The sequence below is a fragment of the Paracraurococcus lichenis genome (assembly GCF_030657435.1).
Lineage (GTDB): Bacteria > Pseudomonadota > Alphaproteobacteria > Acetobacterales > Acetobacteraceae > Paracraurococcus > Paracraurococcus lichenis.
The window spans coordinates 49,762-74,218 of the sequence record NZ_JAUTWS010000001.1; the positions used below are offsets into that span (position 1 = coordinate 49,762).

Here is a 24,457-nt window from a genome sequence, read left to right on the forward strand (position 1 = left end):
CCCGGGGCCCTGCACCGGGACGCAACGACGTCATGCAACCCCGCCCGCCGCAATGTTTTATGGCCGGGCTAGCGGAGGCACCCCATGGGCATCATCTGGACCATCATCATCGGCTTCCTCGCCGGCCTGGTGGCGAAATTCCTGCATCCCGGCCGGGATCCCGGCGGCTTCATCATCACCACGCTGCTCGGCATCGTGGGGGCGGTCGTCGCCACCTATCTCGGCCAGGCCGTCGGCTGGTACCGGGCCGGCGAGGGAGCCGGCTTCATCGGCGCCGTGGTCGGCGCGATCATCGTCCTGGCGATCTACAACTTCATGACCCGGCGGTCCTCCGGGACGGTCTAAGGGAATCCATCCCGTCGCGGCGGTCCGAGGACCGGCGCCGCCGCGACCTTGTCACGCCTCCCCCGGCCGGGCAGCAGCCTGCCACGGCGAGTCCGGCCGCGCCGGCAAGGCGTCGGGCCCCCGGCGGCGTCAGCCGGAACCCCAGAGCCCGCCACCCATCAGCCACATGTAGAAATCACCCGGACCGCCAGGGGTGGAGGGCGGCGTCGCCTCGTCGTCGGGCGGAGCGCCGACGCGGCATTCGGCGGCGCGGATCGCCTCGAGGCGGGCGCGGATGGCGGCAAAATCCTCGGCAATGGGCGTGGTCACGCGACTGGGTCCTGATTCATTGTGGGCCGCACCGGGGCACAGCAGGACCCAAGCGCTAGCGCGGAACCCTTCCCGATCCGTGACCGCGCGCCATGGGGCGCGCGGCGGTGCCTCGCCCGCTATGGCTCAGGTCGCCTCGCAGGCCAGCCTCGCCCCGGCGGCCAGCGCCCGCAGCTTGCCGCGGGCGACCTCCCGCGCCATGGGCGCCATGCCGCAATTGGTGCAGGGAAAGAGCCGCTCCGCCGGGACGTGGCGCAGCGCCTCGCGGATCGTCGCCGCCACCTGCTCGGGCGTCTCCACGACGTCGGAGGCGACGTCGATGACGCCCACCATCACGTCCTTGCCCTTGAGCAGGGCCATCAGCTCCATCGGGACGTGGGAATTGGCGCATTCGAGCGAGACCTGGTCGATCCGGCTGGCGGCGAGCGCGGGGAAGACCTGCTCGTACTGCCGCCACTCCTCGCCGAGCGTCTCCTTCCACTTGATGTTGGCCTCGATCCCATAGCCGTAGCAGATGTGCACGGCGGTGGTGCAGGAGAGGCCGGCGATGCAGCGGTGCAGGGCCTCGATGCCCCAGTCCACCGCCTCCTTCATGTAGACGTTGAAGGCGGGCTCGTCGAACTGGACGATGTCGACGCCATCCGCCTCGAGGCCGCGGGCCTCCTCGTTCAGCAGGTCGGCGAAGGCCATCGCCATCCTGACGCGGTCGCCGTAATGGCCGTCCGCGATGGTGTCGATGATGGTCATCGGGCCGGGCAGGGTGAATTTCACCTTCCGGTCGGTATTGGCCCGCAGCAGCCGCGCTTCCTCGGCATGCACCCGGCTGCGCAGCCGCAGCGGGCCGGTCACGGTCGGCACCATGGCGTCGTAGCGGTTGTTGCGGATGCCCATCCGCACCTTCTTCCCGAAGTCGATGCCCTCGACCTGCTCGAGGAAGCCGTGCACGAAGTGCTGGCGGGACTGCTCGCCATCCGTGACGATGTCGATCCCAGCGGCCTCCTGCTCCTTCAGCCAGAGCAGCGTCGCGTCGCGCTTGGCCTCGGCCAGCGCCGGGCCTTCGGCGCGCCAGGCCGGCCAGAGCTTGTCGGTCTCGGCCAGCCAGAAGGGCTTGGGCAGGCTGCCCGCGATGGTGGTGCTGAACATGGGCCCTCCGGCGCCTCCGTTGCGGGGCGACATCTGTGGCCCTGGCGGGCCGTCCGGCAAGGCCCCCGCCCGGGGCCGGTTTGAGCCCCGGCCGCCCATCCGCTAGACCCCCCCTTCTCATTCAATGGACAGGCGGCATGGCACTCAGGATCGGCGTCCTCGGCACCGGGCATTTCGGGCGGTTCCACGCCCTGAAGCTGGCGGCACGCGGGGCGCTCTCCGGGGTGCATGATGCCGATGCCACCCGGGCGGCGAGCGTCGCCGCCGAATGCGGCACCCAGGCGCGGGACGCGGCCGGGCTGATCGCCATGAGCGACGCGGTGATCATCACCGTCCCGACCGCCTTCCACCACGCCTATGCCATGCAGGCGATCGCGGCCGGCAAGCACCTCTTCGTCGAGAAGCCGCTGGCCGCCACCGTCGCCCAGGCCGAGGGCATCATCCGCGGCGCCCGCGACCGCGGCCTGGTGCTGCAGGTCGGGCATATCGAGCGCTACTCGGCGGCCATCCGGACCCTGCGGCAGAGCGGGGCGGAGGAGAAGGCGATGGCCTTCGAGGCGACCCGCGTCGCCCCCTTCCGGCCGCGGAGCCTCGATGTCTCCGTGGTGCTGGACCTGATGATCCATGACCTCGACCTGGTCCTGACCCTCGCGCGGTCGCCGCTGGCCGAGGTGCGGGCGGTCGGGCGCCGGGTCATGTCCGACCATCCGGATTTCGCCGTGGCGCATCTGCGCTTCCAGAGCGGGGCGGTGGCGACGGTCACCGCCAGCCGGATCAGCGTGGGGCTGGAGCGGCGGCTGCGGGTGCTGGGCCCCTTGGGTGAGACGCGGGTGGACTTCCTCGCCCGCAGCCTGGAGCGGCTGCGGCCCCTGCGCGGGACCAAGGACGGGGCCGAGGCGGTGGCGACCATGCCCGGCTGGGGGATCGAGCGCGCCACCTGGACCGAGCATGACAGCCTGGAGGCCGAGCAGGCGGCCTTCATGGCGAGCATCGAGCAGGGCGCGCCGGTGGAGGCGAGCGGCGAGACCGGCCTCGCCGCCCTCGACGCGGCGCTGCGGGTGGAGCGGGCGATGGCGGGCGGCGGCGCCAACTGACGAGGGGCACCCCGGGCCGGGACCGCCTTGTATGTTGGGCGGGCCAATTGAGGCCTCCGCGCCCCGCGGCGCCGCGGCCATCGGTTTGTATGTCGGGCGGGCCGATTCAGGCCTGCGCGCCTGCGGCGCTGCGGCCATCGGTTTGTATGTCGGGCGGACCGATTCAGGCCTCCGCGCCTGCGGCGCTGCGGCCATCGGTCCGCGTCAGGTGAGGAGCAGGTCCATCCCCGGATCGCCCTTCGCCATCGCCCGGGCATAGGCCGGCCGCGCCGCGATCCGCTGCAGATAGGCCAGGATGTTCGGATAGGGGCCGAGGTCGAGCGGCGCGAAATGGCGCATCGTCGTCAGCGGGAAGCCCATCATGATGTCGGCGGCGGTGAAATCCTCCCCCGCCAGCCAGGTCGCCGCGCCGAGCCGGGCATCGAGGAAGCGCAATTGCCGGTCCAGCCGCTCCTCCATCATGGCGCGCACGGGATGCTCGGGCGGCAGTTGCAGCCGCCCGATCAGCATGCGCCGCCCCATGGCCGGCTGCAGCGAGCCGTTGGCGAAATGCAGCCAGTAGAGGTAGTTCGGGTAGTCCGGATGCTCCGGCGGCAGCGCCAGCCGCCCGCCGCCATGCCGGGCGATGACGTACTCCATGATCGCGCCGGACTCGGCGATCTGCACCGCGCCATCGGTGATCACCGGCGCCGAGCCGATCGGGTGCAGGGCGCGCAGCTCCGGCGGCGAGAGCATGTTGTCGGCGCGGCGCGTGTAGTGCTTCAGCTCGTAGGGGATGCCGAGCTCCTCGCAGAGCCAGACGATCCGCTCGGACTGCGACCGGCCGAGATGATGGACGACGAGCATCGGCGCTTCCCCCGAGGTTCACGCCGAGCCTAAGCGAACTGTTCGAGGTTTGCGCCGGGAAATGCGCCAGCTCAGGCCGGGACCGCCGCGCGCTCCAGTTCGGCGAGCACCGCGGCGGCGGCCGCTTCGCTCGGCAGGCCCTCCGGCGGGCGGAGCATGGCCAGCACCTCGGCGAAGCCCGCGCGCTGCGCCGCCGCGACCTCGGGCCGCGTCAGCAGCCCGACCAGCACAGCCGAGAGCGCCGCGGGCGTGCAGTCCTCCTGGATCCGCTCCGGTACCACCTCGCGCTCCGGCAGCAGGTTCACCAGGGAGGCGAAGCGGACCGTGATCAGCCGCCGCACGATCGCCGCGGTCACCGGATTCACCTTGTAGGCGACGACATGCGGCACGCCGGCCACCGCCATCTCGAGGCTGGAGGTGCCGGACTTGATCAGCCCCGCCCCCCCGTACCGCGCCACGGCGGCATAGGCGTCGTGCTTCTCCGCCGGCGTGCGGACCAGGATGGGCGGCACCGGCCAATCCGCGGTGCCGGCCCGCACCGCCGCTTCCACCGGGCCGGCGAGCGGCACCACCGGCCGCAGCCCGGGCACGGCGGCGGCGGTCAGGCGCAGTGCCTCGCCGAAGATCCTGATCAGCCGCCGCACCTCCGTCCGGCGGCTACCGGGCATGACCAGCACCGGCCGCTCCGCCGGACCGAGCCCATGCGCCGCCCGGAAGCGCGCCGCATCGCCAGTATCCGCGCCACCTTCCAGCACCGGGTGGCCGACGAAGCTGACGGGAATGCCGGCGGTCTCGAAGAAGGGCGCCTCGAAGGGCAGCAGGGCCAGGATGCGGTCCACCCGCCGCGCGATCTTGCGCACCCGCCCCGGCCGCCAGGCCCAGACCTGCGGCGCCACGTAGTGCACGACGCGCGTCCCCCTGGGCTTCACGCGCTCCGCCAGCCGCAGGGTGAAGCTCGGCGCGTCGATCGTGACCAGCAGGTCGGGCCGGCGCGCCAGGATATCCGCCTCCGCCTGGTCCATGCGGCGCGCCAGGCGCCGCAGGTTCGGCAATACCTCGAGCAGGCCCATGAGCGAGAGTTCGCGCACCGGGAAGAGGCTCTCCAGCCCCTGCTCCGCCATGCGCTCCCCGCCCACGCCGGCGAAGGCCAGGCCTGGCGCCCGCCGCCGCAGCGCCGCCATGAGCCGCGCGCCGAGCACGTCGCCGCTGGCCTCGCCGGCGAGGAGGTAGACCAGGGTCATCGCGCGTCATGCGGGGGCGCTGCCCCATCGAACGCATGCGTTCGATCCCCGCCGGGGGCCGAGGCGGCCCCCGGACCCCGCCATGGATTCATCGCCGCGGGGAGACCCCCCGCTGGGGGGCCTCCCCGCGGCGATGACTCAAGGGTTCCAAGGGCCCTTAGGCCTTTGGCAGGGGGTGCAGGGGGACAGCGTCCCCCTGCATGACGCGCGTTCACCGGTACACCGCCACGCCCGGCGCGGGCAGTGGCGACCGGGGCCAGTCGCGGTGGTTCAGGACGGCGCCCTCTTGGCGAACGGTCTCGATGCGGGCGGGGTCGAGCGTGCAGAAGGTCCAGCCGGTCCGGTCCGGCCCGCCCGCGGCCAGCACGCCGTCCTCCGGGAAGCCGCGATCGACCGGGCCGAAGACCGCCGCTTCGCCGCGGTTCTCGTCCAGCGCCGCCGACCAGGGCGCGGTCCCGACGGTGGGGGCGAGGGCGAGGAAGCACTGGTTCTCCACCGCCCGCGCCTGGCAGGCGAAGCGCACGCGGTTGAAGCCGTGCAGCGTGTCGGTGCAGGTCGGCACCAGGACCAGCCAGGCGCCCGCCTCGACCTGGGCGCGGACATGCTTGGGGAATTCAGCGTCGTAGCAGATCGAGATCCCGATCCGCCCCCAGGGCGTCTCGAAGACCTGCGGCGGCGCGCCGGGGGAGACGCCCCAGCGCTCCGCCTCGAAGCGTGTCATCAGGCGCTTCTCCTGGAAGGCGAGGCGGCCGTCGGGCGCGATCAGCGGCGCGCGGTTCACCACGCGGTCGCCCTCCGCCATGGGCAGGCTGCCCGGCTGCAGCCAGACGCCGTGGCGGCGCGCCGCCGTGCGCATCGTGTCCAGCACCGCCGGCGCGGCCTGGACCATGGCCCGCAACTCGGCCGCCTCGTCGGCTTCGGTGCCGGCGAGGGCGGGGCCGAGCTCGACGCAGGCATATTCCGGCATCAGGCAGAGATCGGCCCGGCCGGCCGCTTCGGCCAGCAGGCGGTCAAGCTTGGCCGCATAGCCGGCGAGGCCGCTGGTCCGCTCCACCGGCCAGGCCAGGGTGCCGAGGCGGAGAGCCGTCACGCCGGGTCCTTCAGCCAGAAGGAGAGGACATGCGTCGTCTCCCGGTCGTCGCCGATCTCCTTCCACTGGAAGACGCAGGAGAGATCGGGCCGGGGCGCATAGCCGCGCTTCCGCCAGAAACCGTCGAGCGGCACGTAGTCCTTCGGGCGGCGCGGGTCGTTCGGGTTGCGGACCACGGCGCAGAAGGCGGTGGCGGGCAGGCCGAGCCCGCGCGCATGCGCCTCGCGCGCCGCGAAGAAGGCGACGCCTGCGCCGCGGCCGCGGTATGGCGGCAGCAGCACGCTCTCGCCGAGGTAGCAGAAGCGCGCCGGGTCCAAGCCGCGGGCGCGGAAGGCCGCCGCGACCGGCCCGTGCGCGGTGGTCATGGGCTGGCAGGTGGCCATGCCGACCGGCGTCTCGCCATCGAAGGCGACGACCACCGCGGCCTGCGGGTCGGCGGCATAGGCGGCGATGTAGCGCGCCTCCGCGGCCGCATCGCCCGCATAGAGGTAGGGCCATTCGGCGAAGACCGTCACGCGCAGCCGCGACAGCGCCGGCAGCGCGGCCTGCAGCGCCGCGCCGGAGAGGGTCTCCAGCCGGAGGGGAGGGGTGGTCATGGCGCGGAGATAGGCGGGGGCGGGGCCGGGCGCAAACCGCCCGGCCCCGCCCGTCGCATGCTACCGCAGCGGAAAGCCGAGCGCCTGCAGCGCCGCCGCCAGCCGGTCGCGGCCGCGCAGCGCCTTCACCGTGCCGATGCGGGCGATGACCCGCTGCGTCCAGCTATCGGCCGCCATCTCGTTCCGCTGGGAGAAGCGGCTCATCTCCGCGTCATAGGCGGCGCGCGCCGCCGGCTCGCCGGCCACGTCGTAGCGGCCGCGATGCAGCACCACGGATTGCGGCAGGCGGGGCTTCACCTCGCCCTCCGCGCCGGGCTTGGGCGTCCCGACGCAGAGGCCGAAGACGCCCATGACGCCCGGCGGCAGGCCGAGCGTCTCGGCCACCCGCACCGGGTCGTTGCGCAGCGCGCCGATATAGACCGTCGAGAGGCCGAGGCTCTCGGCCGCCACCACCGCGTTCTGCGCCGCGAGCGCGGCATCGATCGCCGCGACGAGGAAGGTCTCGAGATAGGGCAAGCCCTCGAGCGGCCTGCCCTCCTCCCGGCCCAGGCGGTCGTTGCGCGAGACATCGGCGAGGAAGACGAGGAAGAGCGGGCATTCCAGGATGTGCTTCTGGCCCCCCGCGACCTCGGCCATGACGGCGCGCGCCGCGGGGTCCTCGACGGTCGCCACCGACCAGGTCTGCAGGTTGGAGGAGGTCGCCGCCGACTGCGCCGCCGCCACCAGCGTCTCCAGCGTGCCGGGCGGCAGCGGGTCCGGCCGGTAGCCGCGGACCGAGCGGTGGTCGAGCAGCCCGGCGATGGTCGCGTTCCAGGGCCCGGCCGGCGGCGGCGCCGCGCCGTAGCGCGCCGCGAGCGCCGCCTGCTGGGTGGGGGTTTCCCGGGGGGAGGTGGTCATGCCGTCCATCGGTCCGCTCCTCGTTTCGCGCCGAGGCTAGCGGGAACGGGTGCCCTGGCAAGCGCCCGCTCAGATCAGGCCGAGGCGCCGCCCGATCTCCTGGTAGAGCGCGACCTGGGCGCGGATGAAGGCGCGGGTCTCCTCCGGTCGCAGCAGGCGGGGGATGCTGCCGGTGGCGCGCAACTCGTCCTGCCAGGCGGCATCCTCCCGCAGCGCTGCCAGGGCGGCCTGCCAGGCGCGCATCGGTGCCTCCTCGAGCCCGGGCGGGCCGAAGAGGGCGCTCCACCCGGTCACGGCGGCAAGCGAGGGCACCTCCGCCTCCCGCGCCGTCGGGATGGTGGGGACCATCCGCAGCCGCTCCTTGGTGCCGATCACCAGGCCGCGCAGGGTGCCGTCCCTGAGGGCGGGGAGGGCCTCGCTGAGGTTCATGCCGATGAACTGCACCTGGCCGTCCAGCAGTGCCTTCACCGCCTCCCCGCCGCCGCGGAAGGGCCGGGCGATGGCGGCGTCGATCGGCAGTCCGGCGCCGATGAAGAGGTGCCGGACGCCGAGGTCCAGCAGGGTCGCGGCGCCGGAGGTGGCGAAGGCCAGCCGCCCCGGCTGTTCCCGCAGCGCGGCCAGCAATTCCGCCAGCCGGTCCCAGGGCGCATCGGCGCGGACGCAGACGACGAAGGGCGTCTCCTCCAGCAGGCCGAGGATGGTGAAGTCGTCCCAGCCATAGGGCGTGCGCGGATCGGTCGCCGGGAGGATGGCGGAGGAGGCGACGCGCGCCAGCAGCAGGGTCAGCCCGTCCGGCCGGGCCCGGGCGACGGCCTGGGTGCCGAGCGCGCCGGAGGCGCCCGCCCGGTTCTCCACGCGGAGCTGCGCCGCCGGATTCGGCAGGTGCCGCGCCGCGTGCTTCGCCAGCAACCGCCCCGCGATGTCCGCCGCGCCGCCGGCGGTGAAGGGCACCACCAGCGAGATGGGGGCGGCGGGGTAGGGGGTTGCCTCGCCGGCGCGCGCAAGGCCGGCCCCGCCCAGCCAGGGCAGGGTCGCGAGCAGGCAACGACGTGTCGCGCCGCGCATGGGTGGCTCTCCCGGTTCTGCCTCACCCTAGCCGCCTCATCTGGTCCGTTTTGCGGCGGAAGGGAGGCACCGCACTGGCCGGATTCCTGCCCGAAACTTGCTCACCTCTTGTTACCGTGCTAGCAACTTCGCGATGACGTCCGCGAACGGCCTGCCGTGGGGCAACTCCCGGCGACCCTCAGCGGCGTTCCCGGGCCTGGGTGACGACCAGGCCAGGGGCGCCCTCATCCAGGGGCCAGGACCTCGTGCCGCCAGCGCGGCCCGGGTGTTCAGCCTCGCCCTCCTTGCCGCGGCACTGGCAGCGCCGCCCGCCCTCGCCGCGAAATCCTTGCCCGGCCCGGCCGCGGCGAAGCGGGATGCCGTGCATGCCGGCAAGACCCTGGCGCATCGGGCCAAGGCGAAGCGGCCGGCGGCGCGCCATGCCCATCGCGCCGGCGCGAAGGCGCCGCGCATCGCCCGCGCGCCGGTTCTGCCCGACGCGCCGATGGACCTGCTGCCCCCGCCCCGGCTGACGCCGGCCTTCCAGCTCGCGCCCGCGCCTCTCCCGCCCCGCGCCGCCTGCCTCGCCGCCGCCCGCCGCGCCGAGCGGATCCATGGCTTGCCGGACGGGCTGCTCGTCGCCATTGCGATGTCGGAGAGCGGCCTGCATGCCCATGCCCTGAACATCGGCGGCCGCACCGCCTTCCCGGAGAGTGCGGAGGAGGCGCGCGCCCTGCTGGCCGCGGCGCCGCAAAGCGCCGCCGTCATGGCCGGCTGCGTGCAGGTGAACGCCAGGGTGCATGCGCGGGGAAGCGACTGGCCGCTGGATGCCGAGCGCTCCGCCGACTGGGCCGGCGGCCTGCTGCGCCGCTGGGCGGTGGAGACGGGAAGCTGGACCACGGCGCTGGCGCGCTGGCATGGCGGCTCTCCCGCCAGCACGCGGCGGGTGCTCTGCCGCGTCCGGGCGAAGCTCGAGGTGACCTCGCCCGGCTCGCCCGTGCTGGCCGATGCCGGCTGCGCCGGCAGCCTGGCGCGGGATCGCCGGAACGGCGAGGCGCTGCTGAGCGTGGCGGAGATGCCGGCTCGCTGATCCGGGTGCCCCGTGCAGGCGGGGCCCGGGCAGGATCTGCGGCGCAGGCCATTGCGCGCAGCGCGCCGGGTGCCTCCGCGCCGCGGAATCGCTGTCGCCATAAGCGGTTTTCCGCGGCGCGGCCGATGCAATCAATACAGTCCCGGCGCGCCGCAGACATCGCGCATGACGCGCATGCAGGAACCGCGTGCCGCTTGCGGCACGAAGCACCCCGTCCGGACAGCCTCCATCCATGCGGGCGCCAGCAGTTCGTGACGGAATGTCGCGATGCGTGTCTGCGGGTGCACGGCGTCGGGATGCCGGAGAATCCGCAACCCGCGCGATGCCAACGCCGTTGCCGTCGCAGCGCAGCTCGGCGATCGCACCATTATGTGTCCTGCCCGCAAGCCGAGCGGCGCGCGAACTGCAAACACGACCACTCGCATAACGTGCATCCCTGATGCGAGCGAGGCGTTACGCCATCTCAGGACTCTGGCGTACCGCCCGTGATGTGGGACCGGCGTGATCGAAGCCTACGAGATGGTCACGCGCTCGTCACACGCTACGCGGGCAACGCCACAGGGCTTGGGCGCTTGCGTAAGGCGAGGCAGGGAACCCAGGGAATGCAGGCCGAACCCCCCGTTCTGCTCGTCGTGGAGGATGATTTCCTCGTACGCCTGACGCTGGTCGATGCGTTGAGCGACGGCGGATTCGAAGTGCTTGAAGCGGCGGATGCGAAGGAAGCGCTGACGCTCGTGTGCGACCGCGACGACATCGCGGCGATGCTGACCGACATCAACCTGCCCGGCGGCTCCGATGGTTTCGCGCTGGCACGCGCGGCGCGCGTGATCCGTCCGGCGCTGCCCGTGGTCTATGCCTCGGGCCGCTACGGCGGCGCGGAGGATGGTCAGGCGGTGGATGGCTCGCGTTTCCTCGCCAAGCCATTCACGCCGTCGCTCGCCGCGGCGGTGCTGCACGACATGATCGGCGCCGGCGACGGGCACGATGTGCCGCCCGCCGCACAGGGCGCCGAGCGACGCATCTAGCCCGCCTGCGCGCGCCGTCAGTTGACGGCACGATCCACGGAACGGCCAAGGCGCTCCACCGGCCCGCGCGGCGGGTCCACCGTGTCGCGCACCGACTGGCCGGCGCGGTCGAGGCTGCGGCCGGCACGTTCCGCCGGGCCTTCCTGCTGGCAGGCGGCGAGGCCGAGCAGCAGCAGCGCAGGCAGGATCAGGCGAAGAACGGGCATCATATCTCTCCGTGACGTTGCGGCCGCGCCTCAGCGCGCCAGCACCGGTTCGGTTCATGCAGCGCCGCAAAGCGTGTGCGGCTCAGGCGGGATCGGGTGCGGGGCCGCGCACCGGCAACTCCGCCGGCCATGCCGGGATCGGCTCCGGCCGGCCGCTTTCCGCCGAACGGTAGATCGCTTCCATGATCTGCTGGTCCCGCAGCCCTTCCTCCCCCGGCGTATGCGGCCGCCGCGACTCCCGCACGCAGCGCGCCATGTGGTCGATCTCGAGCGCGAACTGGTTGCGCGGATGGATCTGCGGATGCTGCTCGATCCCCCGCGCGCCCTCGCGGCGGAACAGGTGCAGTTGCTGGCCCTGGTAGGAGAAGGCGTCCTGCAGCAGCAGGCTGCCGCGCTCGCCCGAGAGGCGGTAGGACTTCTCCTGATAGGCGCCGTAACTCGATTGTGCCTGCGCCAGCAGGCCGGAGGGAAAGCGCAGCGTGAAGGACATGCTCTCCTCCACCTCGCGGTAGCGTTCGTCGCCCGCCGGGGTGAAGGATTGCGCGATGACCTCGACCGGTTCCTCGTTGCTCAGATAGCGCGCGGCATTCAGGCAATAGAGGCCGATATCGGGCAGCGCGCCCCCGCCCGCGAGCCGCCGGCTGTAGCGCCATTGCGGGCCGGGACCGTTGGACTGCAGGTTGGTCGCATGGAAGAAGCGCAGCCGGCCGAGCGCGCCCGATTGCGCGGCCTGGATGGCGGCGCGGTTCACCTGCTCGTACTGGCAGCGATAGGCGACCATCAGCCGCACCTTCGCGCGCGCGCAAGCGGCGATCATGGCGGCGCAGTCCTCGCTGCTCGTCGCCATCGGCTTCTCGGTCAGGACATGCTTGCCGATCACTGCGGCGCGCTCGGTGAACTCGCGATGCATGGCGTTGGGCAGCGCGATATAGACCGCCTGCACCTCCGGCATGTCGCGCAGCCGCTCGAACTGCGCGTAGCCCAGCACCGCCTCCGGCCGGATGCCGTATTGCCGCGCGACCAGCCCCGCCTTCTCCGGCGAGCCGCTGACCAGTGCGACCGGCCGCGCCATCCGGCACTCCGCGAAGGCGGGCAGCGCCTGCTCGAGCGCGATGCGGCCGAGGCCGATGATGGCGAAGCCGACGCGCTCCTCCGGCGGCAGCGGCGCCGGCGGCGGCTCGCCCGGCGGATCGGCCTCCCCGCGCCAGGGCGGGAAGGCGACGCGGCCTTCCTGCACGCCGCCGGCATCGATGGGCGAGGGGGGAGGGTAGCCCGGCACGCCGGCGGCGCCCGCCGCCAGCCCGGCCGCCGCCGCGCCGCCCGCCCGCATGATCCCTCGCCGCGTCGTGCTCTCGCCCATGCGCCTGCTCCCGCCTCGGCGGCGCCAACGCGGCGGGCCGGATTGGGTTGACGTGGCATGGTCGGTCGTCCGACGCTCCCATACAGGGCCGCGCAGACGGCCCGCCTGACGGGACACCAGGCGGCACCGAGCCCGCCGCGGGAGGATACGCGATGTTCGAGGAACTCGACCGCCGGACGCGGCTGACCGGCAACCAGAAGCGCATCATCGCCGCCGCCGTGCTCGGCGACATGCTGGAATTCTTCGACTACTTCCTGATCGGCTTCGTGCTGGCCTTCGTCGTCGGCCCCTGGGGCCTGACCTTCGGGCAGTCCGCCATCATCCTGCTCTCCTCCGGCTTCGGCGCGATCGGCGGGGCCTATTTCTGGGGCTGGATGGCGGACCGCATCGGCCGGCGGCCGGTCTTCAACCTGACGATCCTGAACTTCTCCCTCGCCACCGGCGCGCTGGCCTTCACGCCGGAGCATGGCTGGATCTTCCTCACCATCTTCCGCTTCGTCGTGGGCTTCGGCGTCGGCGGCCTCTATTGCGTCGACCTGCCGCTGGTGCAGGAGTTCATGCCGTCGCGCAAGCGCGGCCTGGTCGGCGGCCTCGTCACCGTCTTCATCCCGGTCGGCGTCCTCATCGGCTCCCTCTTCGGCGCCTATCTCGCGCCCGAGATCGGCTGGCGCGGCCTCTTCGCCGCGGGCGTGCTGCCGGGCCTGCTGGTCTTCCTGGTCCGGATGTGGGTGCCGGAATCCCCGCGCTGGCTGGCCCGCCAGGGACGGCCGGAGGAAGCCCGCGCCGCCCTCGCCTGGGCACTGGAGGTGAAGCCGGAGAGCCTGCCGCTGCCGCGGCCGGAGGACTATGCCGAGCCGCGCACGCGCTGGACCGACCTGTTCCGCCACCCGCGCAGCCTGATCGTCTCCTGGGGCGGCAATCTCGGCGCGCAGACCGGCGTCTACGGCGTCACGCTCTGGGCGCCGACGCTCTTCATGCTGATCCTGCACGTGCCGCCGGCCGAGGCCTCCAAGCTGATGATCGGGCTGACCCTCGGCGGCCTCGCCGGCCGCGTCTGCTTCGCGCTGCTGTCGGAGGGGATCGGGCGCCGCCGCGCCGGCGGGCTGCTCGGCTTCGGCGCGGCGATCCTGATCGCGCTGGCGGGGATCTACCACGACCAGATGTGGTTCGGGTTCAGCGCGCTCTGGCTGCTGCTGATCGCCGCCTTCTTCTTCGCCGATGGCGGCTTCGCCGTGGTCGGGCCCTATGCGGCGGAGGTCTGGCCGGCGCAGCTCCGCACCACCGGCATGGGCTCGGCCTATGGCTTCGGCGGCATCGGCAAGGTGATCGGGCCGCTCGGCCTCGCCCTCGTCGTCGGCAGCAGCAACGTCATCAAGCCGGAGGCGAGCGTCGAGAACATCATGCCCGCCTTCCTCTACCTCGCCTCCTGGTTCGTGCTCGCCGGCGCGATCTACCTCTTCCTCGGCATCGAGACGAAGGGGCGCTCCATCGAGGAGATCGACCGCGACCTGCATGCGCCGGCGCCGGCCGGCCGGGCCATGCCCGTTGCAGGCGAGTGACGCAGCGCTTGCGGGGGAGCGCCGTGTGCGCTCCCATCCCTCGCCCGAGTCCGGAGGGACCAGATGCTGCAGTTCTACTACAACACCGCACCGAACCCGATGAAGGTCGCGCTCTTCCTCGAGGAGAGCGGCCTGCCCTACGAGGCGATCCCCCTCGATACGCGCAAGGGCGAGCAATTCACCCCCGAATACGTCGCCATCAACCCGAACTCCAAGGCGCCGTCCATCGTCGATGACGGCAAGCCGGTCTTCGACTCGAATGCGATCCTGCTCTACCTCGCGGAGAAGACCGGCCAGTTCCTGCCGGAGCCGGCCTTTGCCGGCGAGACCCTGTCCTGGCTGATGTTCATCGCCACCGGCATCGGCCCCTATAGCGGCCAGTGCGTGCATTTCCGCCACTTCGCGCCGCCCGGCAACGACTATGCCGTCAAGCGCTACGTCTTCGAGGCCGAGCGCCACTGGGGCATCCTGAACGACCGGCTCGCCGGCCGCGACTGGCTGGTCGGCGACAGCTACTCGATCGTCGACATGGCGGCCTGGGGCTGGGAGCGCGCCGCGCCCTTCGCGCTGGGGCAGGAGGCTTTCGACAAGCTGACGAACGTGAAGCGCCACTTCGCGGCGATCAGCGAAAGGCCGGCGGCGCAGCGCGCGGCGGCGATCAAGGACCGGCACGCCTTCAAGACCGAGATGGACGAGGAGGCGCGGAAGATCATGTTCAGGCATACGGCCACCTGACCGGACAGGGAGGGGGCGATGGGGTGCCCCCGCCCCCTCCACCCCCGCCGGGGGGTCGAGCGACCCCTGGACCCGGCCTGAGTCAAAGAAGTGTTGGAGGGAACGTGTTCAGGTTGGACGACAAGGTGGCGATCGTCACCGGCGCCGGCTCGGTGGGACCGGGCTGGGGCAACGGCAAGGCGACCGCGGTGGTGCTGGCCCGCGCCGGCGCCCGGGTCTTCGGCATCGACGTGAACGAGACCGCGGCGGCCGAGACGCGCGACATCATCGCGGGCGAAGGCGGCACCGCCATCGCGCACCGGGCCGACATGCTGGACGCCGCGCAGGTGGAGGCCGCGGTCGCCGAATGCCTCGCCCGCTTCGGCCGCATCGACATCCTGGTGAACAATGTCGGCGGCTCCGCCCCCGGCGGCCCGGTGGACATGCCGGAGGAGACCTGGGACCTCCAGATCGACTTCAACCTGAAGACCGCCTTCCTCGGCTGCAAATACGTCCTCCCGCAGATGGAGACGCAGGGGAAGGGCGCTGTCGTGAACATCTCCTCCGTCGCCGGGCTGCGCATGGGCACCGGCCGTGTCCACACCGCCTATTCCGCCAGCAAGGCCGGCATCATCGGCTTCAGCAAGTCGGTCGCCATGGGCTATGCGCGCAAGGGCATCCGCTGCAACACCGTCGTCCCCGGCCTGATGCACACGCCGCTGGTCGAGCACCGCCTGGTCCGCCAGCTCGGCGCCAACGATGCCGAGGCGCTGATCGCCAAGCGCCATGCCAGCGTGCCCATGGGCCATATGGGCACCGGCTGGGACATCGCGCATGCCGTGCTCTTCCTCGTCAGCGAGGAAGCGAAATACGTCACAGGGACGGAGATCGTCGTGGATGGCGGCTTCACCGCCGCCGGGCCGGTGTGATGCGCCGCCGCGCGCTGCTCGCGGCGCCGGCGCTGCTGGCGGCGCCCGCGCGGGCGCAGGCCTGGTCGAGCCGGCCCGTCACGCTGATCGTCGCCTCGCCCGCCGGCGGCGGCACCGATTTCGCCGCGCGGCTGCTGGCCGAGCCGCTGGCCCAGCGCCTCGGCCAGTCCGTGGTGGTCGAGAACCGGCCGGGCGGCAATGGCGCCATCGGCATGCTGGCCGCCATCCGCGCGCGTCCGGACGGGCACACGCTGCTCGTCGGCTATTCCGGCACGCTGACCGGCAAGCCGGCGGTGGAGGGCGTCTCCGATTACGACCCGGCGCGCGACCTGCTGCCCATCGCGCAGGTCACCAACTCGCCGCAGGTGATGATGGTGCATCCCGCGGTGCCGGTCTCCACGCTGACGGAGTTCGTGGCGCATGCCAGGGCGCATCCGGGGAAGCTCGCCTATGGCAGTTCCGGCAATGGCTCGCTGCACCATCTCGGCTGCGAGTTGCTGAAGCTGCGCACCGGCATCGACATCCTGCACGTGCCCTATCGCGGCACCGGCGAGACCATCTCCGACCTGCTGGCGGGCCGCATCCAGTTCTACATGAACAGCCCGCCGCCGGTGCTGGCCTTCTTCCGCGACGGCCGCCTGCGCCCGATCGCCACCACCGGCGAGGCGCGCCACCGCGCCCTGCCGGAGGTGCCGACCCTGGCGGAGCAGGGCTTCGAGCCGATCCCGATCGACAGTTGGTTCCCGCTGATGGCGCCGGTCGGCACGCCGGCCCCGATCCTGGCCCGGCTGCAGGAGGAGGTGCGGCAGGTCCTGGCGCAGGACGCGGTGCAGCGCCGGGCCGAGGAGGCCGGCACCTTCGCCGCCTTCGCCCCGGCCGAGGCCGTCACCGCGCGCATGGCAAGGGAGACGGCGGCCTGGACGCAGGTGGTCAAGGCCGCCGGCATCCGGCCGGACTGACCGGGTGCGGCCGCCGCCCGCGAAAAAAGAGGCCCACCGGATCGCTCCGATGGGCCAGTTTGTCAGGGAGGGGAAGGGACGGATCAATCGATCGCCCACACACACCTTGGCCCAGCCGCGGCCGCGGCGCTGTGTTCCGCCGCACGTCCCGCATCAGCCCGGCCGCAGCGCGGCCCATTCCTCGGCCGTGAAGCGCGGGGTGATATGCTGCGGGCAGTTCCAGTCGAAGCCGGCGACCTCGATCAGCACCGCGCTCTCGGCGATGTCCTCGGCGCCCGCCGGCGTCAGCCGCGCCAGCAGCGCGGGATCGTCCCGCACGACGCGCGCATGGCCGAGCAGCTTCAACCGCCGGCGATTGGCCTGGTCGAGGAAGAACAGCGAGACGCGGTCATCCATCGCCAGGTTGCCCACCGAGATGTGCTGCCGGTTGCCGCTGAAGTCGGCGAAGCCGATGGTCCGCGCATCCAGCACGCGCACGAAGCCCGGCGGCCCGCCGCGATGCTGCAGATAGGGCCAGCCGGTCTCGGAAACGGTGGCCATGGTGAAACTGTCGCGCGCCTGGATGAAGGCGGCTTCCTGCGTCGAAAGCTGGCTGTCGTCCCGGCCACGCTCCTCCACCTTGGCATAGTGGTCGCGGGAGCCGAGCGCCGCCTGCTCCGCCTGAACGGCGGGTGTGAAGGCGATCTGCGCGAAATGCCTGCCCATGGACTTGCCTCCTGCTTCGGGGTTGGTCAGCGCGTGGCGTGCTTCGCCAGGAAGGGGTCGATCAGCCCGGCGATCTCGGCTGCATGCGTCTCCAGCGCGAAATGGCCGGTGTCGAGCAGATGGAGGCCCTCCACCGGCAGGTCGCGCCGGAAGGCTTCGGCGCCGGCGGGGCCGAAGAAGGGATCGTTCCTGCCCCAGGCCACCAGGGTCGGCCAGCGATGCCGGCGGAAGGCGGCCTGCCAGGCGGGGTAGAGCGCGACATTCTTGGCATAGTCGCGGAACAGGTCGAGCTGGATCTCGGCATTGCCGGGACGGTCGAGCCGCGCTTGGTCATGCGTCCAGCCATCGGGCGAGACCAGCGCCGGGTCGGGCACGCCATGGGTGTACTGCCAGACCGTCGCATCCAGCCTAGTGAAGGGCCGCAGCGCCTCGCGCTTCGCGGCGTCGTCGGGCGCCGACCAGTAGGCGCGGATCGGCGCCCAGGCCTCCAGCAGCCCTTCCTCATAGGCATTGCCGTTCTGGGTGATGATGGCGGTCACCCGCTCGGGATGCGCCGTGGCCAGCCGCCAGCCGACCGGCGCGCCGTAGTCGAAGACATAGAGGGCGTAGCGCGGCAGCCCCGCCGCGCCGGTGAAGCCTTCGATCGCCTGCGCCAGCCGGTCGAAGCTATAGGCGAAGTCCGCGCGGTCGGGCGCTGCGGAGAAGCCGAAGCCCGGCAGGTCCGGCGCCACCACCCGCCAGCGATGCGCAAGACGCGGGATCAGGTCGCGGAACATGTGCGAGCTGGTGGGATAGCCGTGCAGCAGCAGCAGCGCGGGCGCATCCGCCGGCCCGGCCTCCCGGTAGAAGATGTCGAGGCCGTCGACCTGGACCATCCGGTAGCGGATCCGGCCGGCCTCCGCTGCACCGGTCTGCGCGGCGGCCGGGATGGCGAGGGCCGAGCCGAGCGCGGCGCCGGCCTGGAAGAGGTGTCTGCGGTTCATGGCTCTGTCTCCTGCCCCGGGGCGTGGCGGGAGAATGGGCCTTGCCTGTCCGGCCAAGAATATCGTCCGATCGTAAGGCACTCTTGCTCTGGACGGAAGAATGGATCGGCTGGAGGAATTGCGCCTCTTCGTCGCGGCGGTGGAGGCGGGCAGCCTCGCCGCGGCCGGGCGGCGCCACGGCCAGTCGCCGCCGGCGATGACCCGCATGGTCGCGGGGCTCGAGGACCGCCTCGGCGTCCGGCTGCTGGAGCGCAGCACGCGCCGCCTGGCGCCGACCGAGGCCGGCCGGCGGCTGGCGGACCAGGCCCGCCGCCTGCTCGCCGACTATGCCGAGGCCATGGCCGAGGCCGCGGGCGAGGGCAAGGCGCCGCGCGGCACGCTGCGCGTCGCCGCGCCGCTGGTCTTCGGCCGGCTGCATGTCGCGCCCATCGTCACGGCCTTCCTGGCCGCGCAGCCGGAGGTGACGGCGGAACTGCTGCTCTCCGACCAGAATGTCGACCTGCTGGAGGACGCGATCGACGTGGCGCTCCGCATCGGCCGGCTTGGCGATACGGGCCTGGTGGCGCGGCGGGTCGGCCAGGTGCGGCGGCGGCTGGCGGCGAGCCCCGCCTATCTCGCGGCGCGCGGCACGCCGCTGCGGCCGGAGGACCTCGCGGGGCATGACACGGTGGTCTTCCTCGCCCGCGCCATGCCGCCGGACTGGCGGTTCATCTCGCCCGAGGGGCAGGAGATGACGGTGCGGATCGCGCCGCGCCTCTCGGTGAACGAGGCGCGGGCGGCGGTGGCCGCGGCCGTCGCCGGCCAGGGCATCGTCAGCACGCTGTCCTACCAGATGGCCGAGGAACTGGCCTCCGGCGCGCTGGTCCCGGTGCTGGCGGATTGGGAGACGGCGCCGCTGCCGGTGCAGCTCGTCTTCCCCTCGGCGCGGCTGCTGCCGCCGCGGGTGCGCGCCTTCCTCGATGTCGCCGTGCCGCGCCTGGCCGCGCTGCCGGTGCTGCGCGAATAGGCGTCAGAAGACCGTGCCGTCGCTGACGACCTTCAGCGGCGGGCCGCCATCGGCGCGTCGTTCCCGCGCCAGCCGCCGCCCGGCATGCCAGGTGCCGCCCTCCAGCACGCGGGCGAGCGGGAAATCCTCGGCCGCAAGCCCCAGCCGCGCCCGCACCATGGGCGCGATGGCATCCAGCAGCGCGACCGTCAGCGCCCGCCACTCGACGACGAGGATGTCGCCCGGCGCATGCTCGCGTGCGAGGATGCCCTCCTCGCGCGGGCGGAGGACGCCCATGTCGAGGAAGAGCCCGCCATTGCGGTATTCCGGCAGGCCGGTCAGCGCATCGAGGCCGGTGACGCGGATCCCCGCCTCCTCCAGCGGCTCGACCAGCGAATAGGCCAGCCATTGCGAGAGCTTGTGGAAGGGGATCAGGCCGGCCGTCGCGTCGGCGCGGCGGATGCCGGGGTGCCGCCAGCAATCGCCGAGATTGACGCCCTCCAGCACCTCGCGCCCCGGCCAGATCGGGCCGAGATGCCGCAGCAGCGCGACGAGGATGGCGCGGGCGGGCAGGGCGCCGTCCACCGCCTCGGCGGCCAGCAGGTCGAAGAGCGCGCCGGGCCGGTCCATCCCGGCGGCGATCAGCGTGCGGCCGAGGCGCTGCAGCAGGTCGGCGCGGCCGTCCAGCCCGACCAGCGGGTTCTCGGGCCCGGCCTGGAAGCCTAGCGCCAGGTCCTCGGCGGTGAGGTCCGTCAGCCGCTCGGGATCCGCCCGGCCCGGGCCGAAGAGGCCGTCCGCGAACATGGCCAGACTGGCGACGGCCAGCCCCTCGGATTTCGAATACTCATCGCCCGTCGCCGCCTCCCGGTAGTGCCAGGCCATCCCGGCGCCGGCATCGAGCAGGACGGAGAGGATGACGAGGTCGAAAGCCGCCCGGGCGCGCTCCGCGGCGTCCTCCGGCAGGCGCGCGCGCAGCGCCGCCCAGCGGTCATGGCCACCGGCGGCGAAGTGGCGCCAGCGGGCGTGGAAGGGCACCTGCAGGTCGGGGTAGTTCGCCCGCACCACCTCGGCGACCAGGTCGGCGGTCGCCGCCATCGCCTCCGGCTGCACGAGCCATCCCTGCAGCCGGTGGTCGAGGCCGAGGCCGTAGAGCTCCTGCGCGCGCTCCCGCACCGCCTCCGGCGTCAGCAGCGCCGCGGCGGCGGTGGCTTCCGGGCGCATCAGGTCTCGCCCAGGGCGCGGCCGACGGTGCGCTGCAGCGCCGCCTCGTCCGGCACCTCCGGCGCGTAGTAGCCGGCGGCCTTCTTGGCCTCGATCTCGACGCTGGCATCGGGCGGGATGCGGTTGGCGGGGATGGGCACGCGCTCGCCGATCTCGATGCCCTGCCCGACCATGGCGTCGTGCTTCATGTTGGACATGGAGACGAGGCGGTGGATCTTCGTGATGCCGAGCCAGTGCAGCACATCCGGCATGAGCTGCTGGAAGCGCGCATCCTGCACGCCGGCGACGCATTCCGTCCGCTCGAAATAGGTCGCGGCCTGGTCGCCGCCCTCCTGCCGCTTGCGGGCGTTGTAGACGAGGAACTTGGTCACCTCGCCGAGCGCGCGGCCTTCCTTGCGGTTGTAGACGACGAGGCCCACGCCGCCCTCCTGCGCCGCGCGCACGCTCTCCTCGATGCCGTGGATCAGGTAGGGCCGGCAGGTGCAGATGTCGGAGCCGAAGACGTCCGAGCCATTGCACTCGTCATGCACCCGGCAGGTCAGCGGCACGCGGCGGTCGGCGAGCTTCGCCGGGTCGCCGAAGATGTAGACGCTGATGCCGCCGATCGGCGGCAGGAAGACCGAGAGGTCCGGGCGCGTGACGAGCTCCGGGTACATCCCGCCGGTCTGCTCGAAGAGCGTGCGGCGGAGCTGGTGTTCCTGCACGCCGAAGCGCTCGGCGATGCCGGGCAGCCACCAGACGGGATCGACGGCGGCCTTGGTGACGGAGATGTCGCCGCCGGGATGCAGGATGACGCCGTCCGGCCGGAGATCGCCGGTCGGCAGCAGGGCGTTCAGCTCGGCCATGTTCAGCCGGGCGCGGGTGATCGCGATGGTCGGGCGGATGTCGATGCCCTCGGCGATCGCGTCGCCGAAGGCCTCGCCCACCACATGGCCCCAGGGGTCGAGGGAGACGATCTTCCCCGGCTCCGTCCATTGCGGGTACGGCCCGATGGGCGTGACGGGATGGGTGTTCGACAGGTCCGGCCGCTGCAGCGGGGAGAGCGCGCCGGAGGAGACGGCGAGCGCCCGGTAGAGCGAGTAGGAGCCGCCATGGGTGCCGATGACGTTGCGGTCCTGCGGCCGCGTGACCGAGCCGATGACGGGCCCGCGCGTGGCCGGCGTCGCGGCGCCCCAGGCGAGCTGCCAGCGATGCGCCTGCGGCTCCGGGTGCGAGGTCAGGCGGATATGGCGGGGCTGATTGATGCTCATGCGCGTCCGTTGCGTCCAGGTCGGCAATGTCGGGCGGAGGCCGCGGCGCGGCAAGTGCCGTGAGGGTCAAGGCCCTGCCATGCCGCTTGGCAGGCGCGGGTGACCGGATCCTTACCGTCCTGGGCGATGCCGTTCTGCTCCGCTACAGAATGCCGGACGCCGCCGGCCCGACCGGCGGGGGAGGAACCGCATGACCCATCGCCTTAACCATCGGGCGGGCCGCTCCGGGCCACCGCGCCTCGGCCGCCGCCTCGCGCTCGGCCTCGCCGGTGCCGCGCTGGCCGCGCCGGCGCTCCGCGCCCAGTCCGCCGCCATCCGCATCATCGTCCCCTTCGCGCCCGGGGGCTCCACCGACGCGGTCGCGCGGCTGGCCGCGCCGGGCCTCACCCAGCGGCTCGGCCATCCGGTGATCGTCGAGAACCGCTCGGGCGCCGCCGGCGCCATCGGGACGGAGGCGGTGGTGAAGGCGGCGCCGGACGGCCAGACCTGGCTGCTCACCTTCGACAGCCATGCCGTGCTGCCCGCGCTGCTGCCGAACCTCGCCTTCAACATCACCCGCGACCTCGACCCGGTGATGCTGATCGGCGGCGCGCCTTATGTCCTGGCGACGCGGCCGGACCGGCCCTTCCGCAGCCTTTCGGAGTTCGTCGCGGCGGCGAAGGCGCAGCCGGACGCGATCTCCTACGGCTCGACCGGCAACGGCACCATCGGGCACCTGACGATGGTGCTACTGCAGTCGCGGACCGGCACGCGCATGGCGCATCTGCCCTATCGCGGCGGCGGCCTCGCGGTGAACGACACGGTGGCCGGGCATGTGGATGCCATGATCGGCAGCGCCGCCCTCGTCGCGCCGCATATCGCCGGCGGCACGCTGCGGGCGCTGGCGCAATTCGGGCCGACGCGGCTGCCGGCGCTGGCGCCGGTGGAGACGGCGGAGGAAGCCGGCTTCCCCGGCCTGCAGGCGGAGGCCTGGTGGGGCGTCTTCGCGCCCTCCGGCACGCCGACCTCCGGCATCGACCGCATGAACGCGGCGCTGCGCGAGAGCCTGACGGAGGAGCGGGTGCGCCGGCAGATGGAGGAGACGCAGCAGGCCCGCCTGGTGCTGTCGGACCCGGCGGGGCTGCGGACCTTTCTCGATCGCCAGATCGAGGTCTGGGGCGGCGTGGTCCGCAGCAACGCCATCCGCGCGGACTGAGCGGGGCAACCGTCGCCTCCCGCGCGGCGTTCGCCGCCGCGACGATGGAGGAGATGGCGATGCGCAGAGTCCTGGCCGTGACGGCGGCCGCCCTACTGGCCTGGGCGCCGGCCCAGGTGCTGGCGCAGTCCCCGCCGGCGCAGTCACAGCAGGAGACGGCCCGCCAGGCGGCCCCCGCCACCGGCCCGGCCGCCGACCTGCAGGCCTATGCGCTGGTGCTGCAGGGGGCCGAGCAGCGCCTCGCCCAGGCGAAGGAGCGGCATGCGGCCGGGCGCACCTCCAGCCAGGAGGGCGCCTTCTCGCAGGAGCGGATCGACCTGATGCAGACCCTGCGCGGCGCCTGGCACGACATGCAGCGGGTGCCGCCCGCCTTCGCCGAGACGGAGGCCTACCAGTCGGCGCAGCAGCGCATGCGCCAGGAATTCGGCGAGGTCGGGCCGGACCGCTCGCTCTCCAAGGAGAAGGCCGACACCGCCGCGCAGGATGCGCTGCAGGTGCTCTCGGACCTGCGCGGGCAGGTGGTCTCGGCCGCGGGGCAGGCGGGCGCGCCGATGGCGGCGCCGGCCGTGCAGGGCGGCGGGGCCAATGCCGGCGGGGCTACGCCGCCGCCGGGGCAGCGCTGAGCCCGAAGGCCTCCGCCAGCAGCCGGTAGCTGCGCTGGCGCGCCGCCGGATCATGGCAGGGGGTCAGCACCGCGACCTCGTCAGCGCCATGCGCCGCGGCCAGCGCCTCGAGCTTCGCCTTCACCTGCTCCGGCGCGCCGACGATGGCGCGCGCCCGGAGCGGCGCGAGATGCGCCCGCTCGGCCTCGGAATAGGGATAGGCCTCGGCCTCCTCGACGCTCGGCAGCGGCGGGAAGCGGCCGGTGTCGCGGAACAGCCGCCAGAGCTCGCGCGAGCGATAGAGCCGCCAGGCCTCCGCCTCGGTCTCCGCGGTCAGGGCGAAGACGCCGAGCGCGGCCTGCGGCGCGGCGAGGCGGCCGGGCAGGTGGGGGAAGGGGCGGAAGCCCTCGCGGTAGGTCGCCATGGCCTGCTCGCTGCCGCGCTCGCCGATGAAATGCGCGAAGCAGTAGGGCAGGCCGAACCAGGCCGCGACCTGCGCGCCGTAGTCGCTGGACCCGAGGATCCAGACCTGCGGCCGCGTCGGCACCTGCGGATTGGCGGCGACGGCGCGGAAGGGATGGCCCTCGTGCAGCCCGTCGCCGAGCCAGCCCAGCAGGTCCATGACCTGGTTCGGGAAGCGCTCGGCGGCCTCATTGGCGTTCGGGTTCAGCGCGAAGGCGGTGCGGCCGTCGCTGCCCGGCGCCCGGCCGAGGCCGAGATCGATCCGCCCCGGCGCGATGGCCTCGGCGACCTTGAACTGCTCGGCGACCTTCAGCGCGGAATAGTGCGGCAGCATGACGCCGGCGGTGCCGACCCGGATGCGCCGCGTGGTGGCGGCGATGGCGGCGACCAGCATCTCGGGCGCCGCGCCGGCATGGGCGCCGCTGTTGTGGTGCTCGGCCAGCCAGTAGCGGCCATAGCCCCAGTCATCCGCGAGGCGGGCGAGGGCGAGGGTTTCCCGGATCGCCTCGTCCGCGCCGCGGCCCGAGGCGATGGTGGACTGGTCGAGGATGGCAAGGCCGAGGCTCATGCCCCGGAGTGTAGCGGTGCCATCCCCGCCGGGAAGGGT

26 protein-coding genes are annotated in these 24,457 nt (G+C 73.0%); 11 read left to right on the plus strand and 15 right to left on the minus strand.

Annotation, left to right across the window (positions count from 1 at the left end):
* Positions 1-84: 84 nt before the first annotated feature.
* Complete coding sequence (locus Q7A36_RS00215) at positions 85-345, plus strand: GlsB/YeaQ/YmgE family stress response membrane protein (protein WP_305101618.1); 261 nt, start codon at positions 85-87, stop codon at positions 343-345.
* Positions 346-474: 129 nt separating this feature from the next.
* On the opposite strand, the gene Q7A36_RS00220 is transcribed toward Q7A36_RS00215, so the two are convergent.
* A complete protein-coding gene (locus Q7A36_RS00220; protein ID WP_305101619.1) occupies positions 475-654 on the minus strand; it encodes a hypothetical protein in 180 nt (59 codons plus the stop codon).
* Between the two features lie 126 nt (positions 655-780).
* A complete protein-coding gene (locus Q7A36_RS00225; protein WP_305101620.1) occupies positions 781-1,797 on the minus strand; it encodes a methionine synthase in 1,017 nt (338 codons plus the stop codon).
* 137 nt (positions 1,798-1,934) lie between these two features.
* On the opposite strand from Q7A36_RS00225, the gene Q7A36_RS00230 reads away from it, so the two are divergent.
* A complete protein-coding gene (locus Q7A36_RS00230) occupies positions 1,935-2,891 on the plus strand; it encodes a Gfo/Idh/MocA family protein (protein WP_305101621.1) in 957 nt (318 codons plus the stop codon).
* 204 nt (positions 2,892-3,095) lie between these two features.
* Here the strand turns inward: Q7A36_RS00230 and Q7A36_RS00235 are convergent, their stop codons facing one another.
* The 6 genes from Q7A36_RS00235 to Q7A36_RS00260 all read right to left on the minus strand — a co-directional run bounded on the left by Q7A36_RS00235 (position 3,096) and on the right by Q7A36_RS00260 (position 8,626).
* Positions 3,096-3,737 carry a glutathione S-transferase family protein gene (locus Q7A36_RS00235; RefSeq protein ID WP_305101622.1) on the minus strand — a complete coding sequence of 214 codons (642 nt, stop codon included), beginning with the start codon at positions 3,735-3,737 and terminating at the stop codon, positions 3,096-3,098.
* A 71-nt stretch (positions 3,738-3,808) separates the two neighbouring features.
* Positions 3,809-4,978: a lipid-A-disaccharide synthase gene (gene lpxB / locus Q7A36_RS00240; RefSeq protein ID WP_305101623.1), complete on the minus strand. Its 1,170-nt coding sequence runs from the start codon at positions 4,976-4,978 to the stop codon at positions 3,809-3,811.
* Positions 4,979-5,189: 211 nt separating this feature from the next.
* Positions 5,190-6,068 (minus strand): carbon-nitrogen hydrolase family protein, encoded by an 879-nt coding sequence (locus tag Q7A36_RS00245; protein WP_305101624.1) that lies wholly within the window; start codon positions 6,066-6,068, stop codon positions 5,190-5,192.
* Positions 6,065-6,664 (minus strand): GNAT family N-acetyltransferase, encoded by a 600-nt coding sequence (locus Q7A36_RS00250; protein ID WP_305101625.1) that lies wholly within the window; start codon positions 6,662-6,664, stop codon positions 6,065-6,067. The genes Q7A36_RS00245 and Q7A36_RS00250 overlap by 4 nt, the downstream gene beginning before the upstream one ends.
* Positions 6,665-6,724: 60 nt before the next feature.
* A complete protein-coding gene (locus Q7A36_RS00255) occupies positions 6,725-7,570 on the minus strand; it encodes a nitroreductase family protein (RefSeq protein WP_305101626.1) in 846 nt (281 codons plus the stop codon).
* Positions 7,571-7,630: 60 nt separating this feature from the next.
* Complete coding sequence (locus Q7A36_RS00260; RefSeq protein ID WP_305101627.1) at positions 7,631-8,626, minus strand: Bug family tripartite tricarboxylate transporter substrate binding protein; 996 nt, start codon at positions 8,624-8,626, stop codon at positions 7,631-7,633.
* A gap of 265 nt (positions 8,627-8,891) precedes the next feature.
* On the opposite strand from Q7A36_RS00260, the gene Q7A36_RS00265 reads away from it, so the two are divergent.
* Together Q7A36_RS00265 and Q7A36_RS00270 are read left to right on the plus strand one after the other, a co-directional pair.
* The gene (locus Q7A36_RS00265) at positions 8,892-9,695 is read left to right on the plus strand and encodes a transglycosylase (protein ID WP_305101628.1); all 804 of its coding nucleotides are present in this window, start codon (positions 8,892-8,894) and stop codon (positions 9,693-9,695) included.
* A gap of 602 nt (positions 9,696-10,297) precedes the next feature.
* Positions 10,298-10,720 carry a response regulator gene (locus Q7A36_RS00270; RefSeq protein ID WP_305101629.1) on the plus strand — a complete coding sequence of 141 codons (423 nt, stop codon included), beginning with the start codon at positions 10,298-10,300 and terminating at the stop codon, positions 10,718-10,720.
* Between the two features lie 17 nt (positions 10,721-10,737).
* Here Q7A36_RS00270 and Q7A36_RS00275 read toward each other — a convergent pair whose 3' ends face one another.
* Complete coding sequence (locus Q7A36_RS00275; protein ID WP_305101630.1) at positions 10,738-10,926, minus strand: hypothetical protein; 189 nt, start codon at positions 10,924-10,926, stop codon at positions 10,738-10,740.
* 82 nt (positions 10,927-11,008) lie between these two features.
* On the minus strand, positions 11,009-12,286 hold the full coding sequence (locus Q7A36_RS00280) for a Gfo/Idh/MocA family protein (RefSeq protein WP_305101631.1): 1,278 nt from the start codon (positions 12,284-12,286) through the stop codon (positions 11,009-11,011).
* A gap of 152 nt (positions 12,287-12,438) precedes the next feature.
* On the opposite strand from Q7A36_RS00280, the gene Q7A36_RS00285 reads away from it, so the two are divergent.
* The 4 genes from Q7A36_RS00285 (at position 12,439) to Q7A36_RS00300 (ending at position 16,447) form a co-directional block, all read left to right on the plus strand.
* On the plus strand, positions 12,439-13,845 hold the full coding sequence (locus Q7A36_RS00285; protein WP_305101632.1) for an MFS transporter: 1,407 nt from the start codon (positions 12,439-12,441) through the stop codon (positions 13,843-13,845).
* Between the two features lie 63 nt (positions 13,846-13,908).
* A complete protein-coding gene (locus tag Q7A36_RS00290) occupies positions 13,909-14,580 on the plus strand; it encodes a glutathione S-transferase family protein (protein WP_305101633.1) in 672 nt (223 codons plus the stop codon).
* Between the two features lie 104 nt (positions 14,581-14,684).
* Positions 14,685-15,488, plus strand: a complete 804-nt coding sequence (locus Q7A36_RS00295; protein WP_305101634.1) for an SDR family NAD(P)-dependent oxidoreductase — start codon at positions 14,685-14,687, stop codon at positions 15,486-15,488.
* The gene (locus tag Q7A36_RS00300) at positions 15,488-16,447 is read left to right on the plus strand and encodes a Bug family tripartite tricarboxylate transporter substrate binding protein (RefSeq protein WP_305101635.1); all 960 of its coding nucleotides are present in this window, start codon (positions 15,488-15,490) and stop codon (positions 16,445-16,447) included. Before Q7A36_RS00295 ends, Q7A36_RS00300 begins: the two co-directional genes overlap by 1 nt.
* Positions 16,448-16,600: 153 nt before the next feature.
* Here the strand turns inward: Q7A36_RS00300 and Q7A36_RS00305 are convergent, their stop codons facing one another.
* The gene (locus Q7A36_RS00305; protein WP_305101636.1) at positions 16,601-17,152 is read right to left on the minus strand and encodes a pyridoxamine 5'-phosphate oxidase family protein; all 552 of its coding nucleotides are present in this window, start codon (positions 17,150-17,152) and stop codon (positions 16,601-16,603) included.
* A gap of 26 nt (positions 17,153-17,178) precedes the next feature.
* Positions 17,179-18,135: an alpha/beta fold hydrolase gene (locus tag Q7A36_RS00310; RefSeq protein WP_305101637.1), complete on the minus strand. Its 957-nt coding sequence runs from the start codon at positions 18,133-18,135 to the stop codon at positions 17,179-17,181.
* 100 nt (positions 18,136-18,235) lie between these two features.
* Here Q7A36_RS00310 and Q7A36_RS00315 point away from each other — a divergent pair, with 100 nt between their 5' ends.
* Positions 18,236-19,141 (plus strand): LysR family transcriptional regulator, encoded by a 906-nt coding sequence (locus Q7A36_RS00315; protein ID WP_305101638.1) that lies wholly within the window; start codon positions 18,236-18,238, stop codon positions 19,139-19,141.
* Positions 19,142-19,144: 3 nt separating this feature from the next.
* On the opposite strand, the gene Q7A36_RS00320 is transcribed toward Q7A36_RS00315, so the two are convergent.
* Together Q7A36_RS00320 and Q7A36_RS00325 are read right to left on the minus strand one after the other, a co-directional pair.
* Positions 19,145-20,341: a DUF1688 family protein gene (locus Q7A36_RS00320; protein WP_305101639.1), complete on the minus strand. Its 1,197-nt coding sequence runs from the start codon at positions 20,339-20,341 to the stop codon at positions 19,145-19,147.
* Complete coding sequence (locus Q7A36_RS00325; protein WP_305101640.1) at positions 20,341-21,591, minus strand: GTP cyclohydrolase II; 1,251 nt, start codon at positions 21,589-21,591, stop codon at positions 20,341-20,343. Before Q7A36_RS00325 ends, Q7A36_RS00320 begins: the two co-directional genes overlap by 1 nt.
* 190 nt (positions 21,592-21,781) lie before the next feature.
* Between Q7A36_RS00325 and Q7A36_RS00330 the strand changes: the two genes are divergently transcribed.
* Together Q7A36_RS00330 and Q7A36_RS00335 are read left to right on the plus strand one after the other, a co-directional pair.
* Positions 21,782-22,786, plus strand: coding sequence for a tripartite tricarboxylate transporter substrate binding protein (locus Q7A36_RS00330; RefSeq protein WP_305101641.1), 1,005 nt, complete (start codon positions 21,782-21,784; stop codon positions 22,784-22,786).
* Between the two features lie 59 nt (positions 22,787-22,845).
* Complete coding sequence (locus Q7A36_RS00335; protein WP_305101642.1) at positions 22,846-23,409, plus strand: hypothetical protein; 564 nt, start codon at positions 22,846-22,848, stop codon at positions 23,407-23,409.
* Here the strand turns inward: Q7A36_RS00335 and Q7A36_RS00340 are convergent.
* Positions 23,384-24,418 (minus strand): LLM class flavin-dependent oxidoreductase, encoded by a 1,035-nt coding sequence (locus Q7A36_RS00340; protein ID WP_305101643.1) that lies wholly within the window; start codon positions 24,416-24,418, stop codon positions 23,384-23,386. The genes Q7A36_RS00335 and Q7A36_RS00340 overlap by 26 nt on opposite strands.
* Positions 24,419-24,457 lie beyond the last annotated feature (39 nt).

Bases quoted from the DNA above. Each gene is read 5' to 3' on its own strand.
- Q7A36_RS00235 (WP_305101622.1), bottom strand. From the start codon at position 3,737: ATGCTCGTCGTCCATCATCTCGGCCGGTCGCAGTCCGAGCGGATCGTC.
- Q7A36_RS00285 (WP_305101632.1), top strand. From the start codon at position 12,439: ATGTTCGAGGAACTCGACCGCCGGACGCGGCTGACCGGCAACCAGAAG.
- Q7A36_RS00275 (WP_305101630.1), bottom strand. From the start codon at position 10,926: ATGCCCGTTCTTCGCCTGATCCTGCCTGCGCTGCTGCTGCTCGGCCTC.
- Q7A36_RS00300 (WP_305101635.1), top strand. From the start codon at position 15,488: ATGCGCCGCCGCGCGCTGCTCGCGGCGCCGGCGCTGCTGGCGGCGCCC.
- Q7A36_RS00230 (WP_305101621.1), top strand. From the start codon at position 1,935: ATGGCACTCAGGATCGGCGTCCTCGGCACCGGGCATTTCGGGCGGTTC.
- Q7A36_RS00320 (WP_305101639.1), bottom strand. From the start codon at position 20,341: ATGCGCCCGGAAGCCACCGCCGCCGCGGCGCTGCTGACGCCGGAGGCG.
- Q7A36_RS00215 (WP_305101618.1), top strand. From the start codon at position 85: ATGGGCATCATCTGGACCATCATCATCGGCTTCCTCGCCGGCCTGGTG.
- Q7A36_RS00280 (WP_305101631.1), bottom strand. From the start codon at position 12,286: ATGGGCGAGAGCACGACGCGGCGAGGGATCATGCGGGCGGGCGGCGCG.
- Q7A36_RS00340 (WP_305101643.1), bottom strand. From the start codon at position 24,418: ATGAGCCTCGGCCTTGCCATCCTCGACCAGTCCACCATCGCCTCGGGC.
- Q7A36_RS00305 (WP_305101636.1), bottom strand. From the start codon at position 17,152: ATGGGCAGGCATTTCGCGCAGATCGCCTTCACACCCGCCGTTCAGGCG.
- Q7A36_RS00270 (WP_305101629.1), top strand. From the start codon at position 10,298: ATGCAGGCCGAACCCCCCGTTCTGCTCGTCGTGGAGGATGATTTCCTC.
- Q7A36_RS00335 (WP_305101642.1), top strand. From the start codon at position 22,846: ATGCGCAGAGTCCTGGCCGTGACGGCGGCCGCCCTACTGGCCTGGGCG.
- Q7A36_RS00250 (WP_305101625.1), bottom strand. From the start codon at position 6,664: ATGACCACCCCTCCCCTCCGGCTGGAGACCCTCTCCGGCGCGGCGCTG.
- lpxB (WP_305101623.1), bottom strand. From the start codon at position 4,978: ATGACCCTGGTCTACCTCCTCGCCGGCGAGGCCAGCGGCGACGTGCTC.
- Q7A36_RS00330 (WP_305101641.1), top strand. From the start codon at position 21,782: ATGACCCATCGCCTTAACCATCGGGCGGGCCGCTCCGGGCCACCGCGC.
- Q7A36_RS00290 (WP_305101633.1), top strand. From the start codon at position 13,909: ATGCTGCAGTTCTACTACAACACCGCACCGAACCCGATGAAGGTCGCG.
- Q7A36_RS00260 (WP_305101627.1), bottom strand. From the start codon at position 8,626: ATGCGCGGCGCGACACGTCGTTGCCTGCTCGCGACCCTGCCCTGGCTG.
- Q7A36_RS00310 (WP_305101637.1), bottom strand. From the start codon at position 18,135: ATGAACCGCAGACACCTCTTCCAGGCCGGCGCCGCGCTCGGCTCGGCC.
- Q7A36_RS00325 (WP_305101640.1), bottom strand. From the start codon at position 21,591: ATGAGCATCAATCAGCCCCGCCATATCCGCCTGACCTCGCACCCGGAG.
- Q7A36_RS00255 (WP_305101626.1), bottom strand. From the start codon at position 7,570: ATGGACGGCATGACCACCTCCCCCCGGGAAACCCCCACCCAGCAGGCG.
- Q7A36_RS00225 (WP_305101620.1), bottom strand. From the start codon at position 1,797: ATGTTCAGCACCACCATCGCGGGCAGCCTGCCCAAGCCCTTCTGGCTG.
- Q7A36_RS00315 (WP_305101638.1), top strand. From the start codon at position 18,236: ATGGATCGGCTGGAGGAATTGCGCCTCTTCGTCGCGGCGGTGGAGGCG.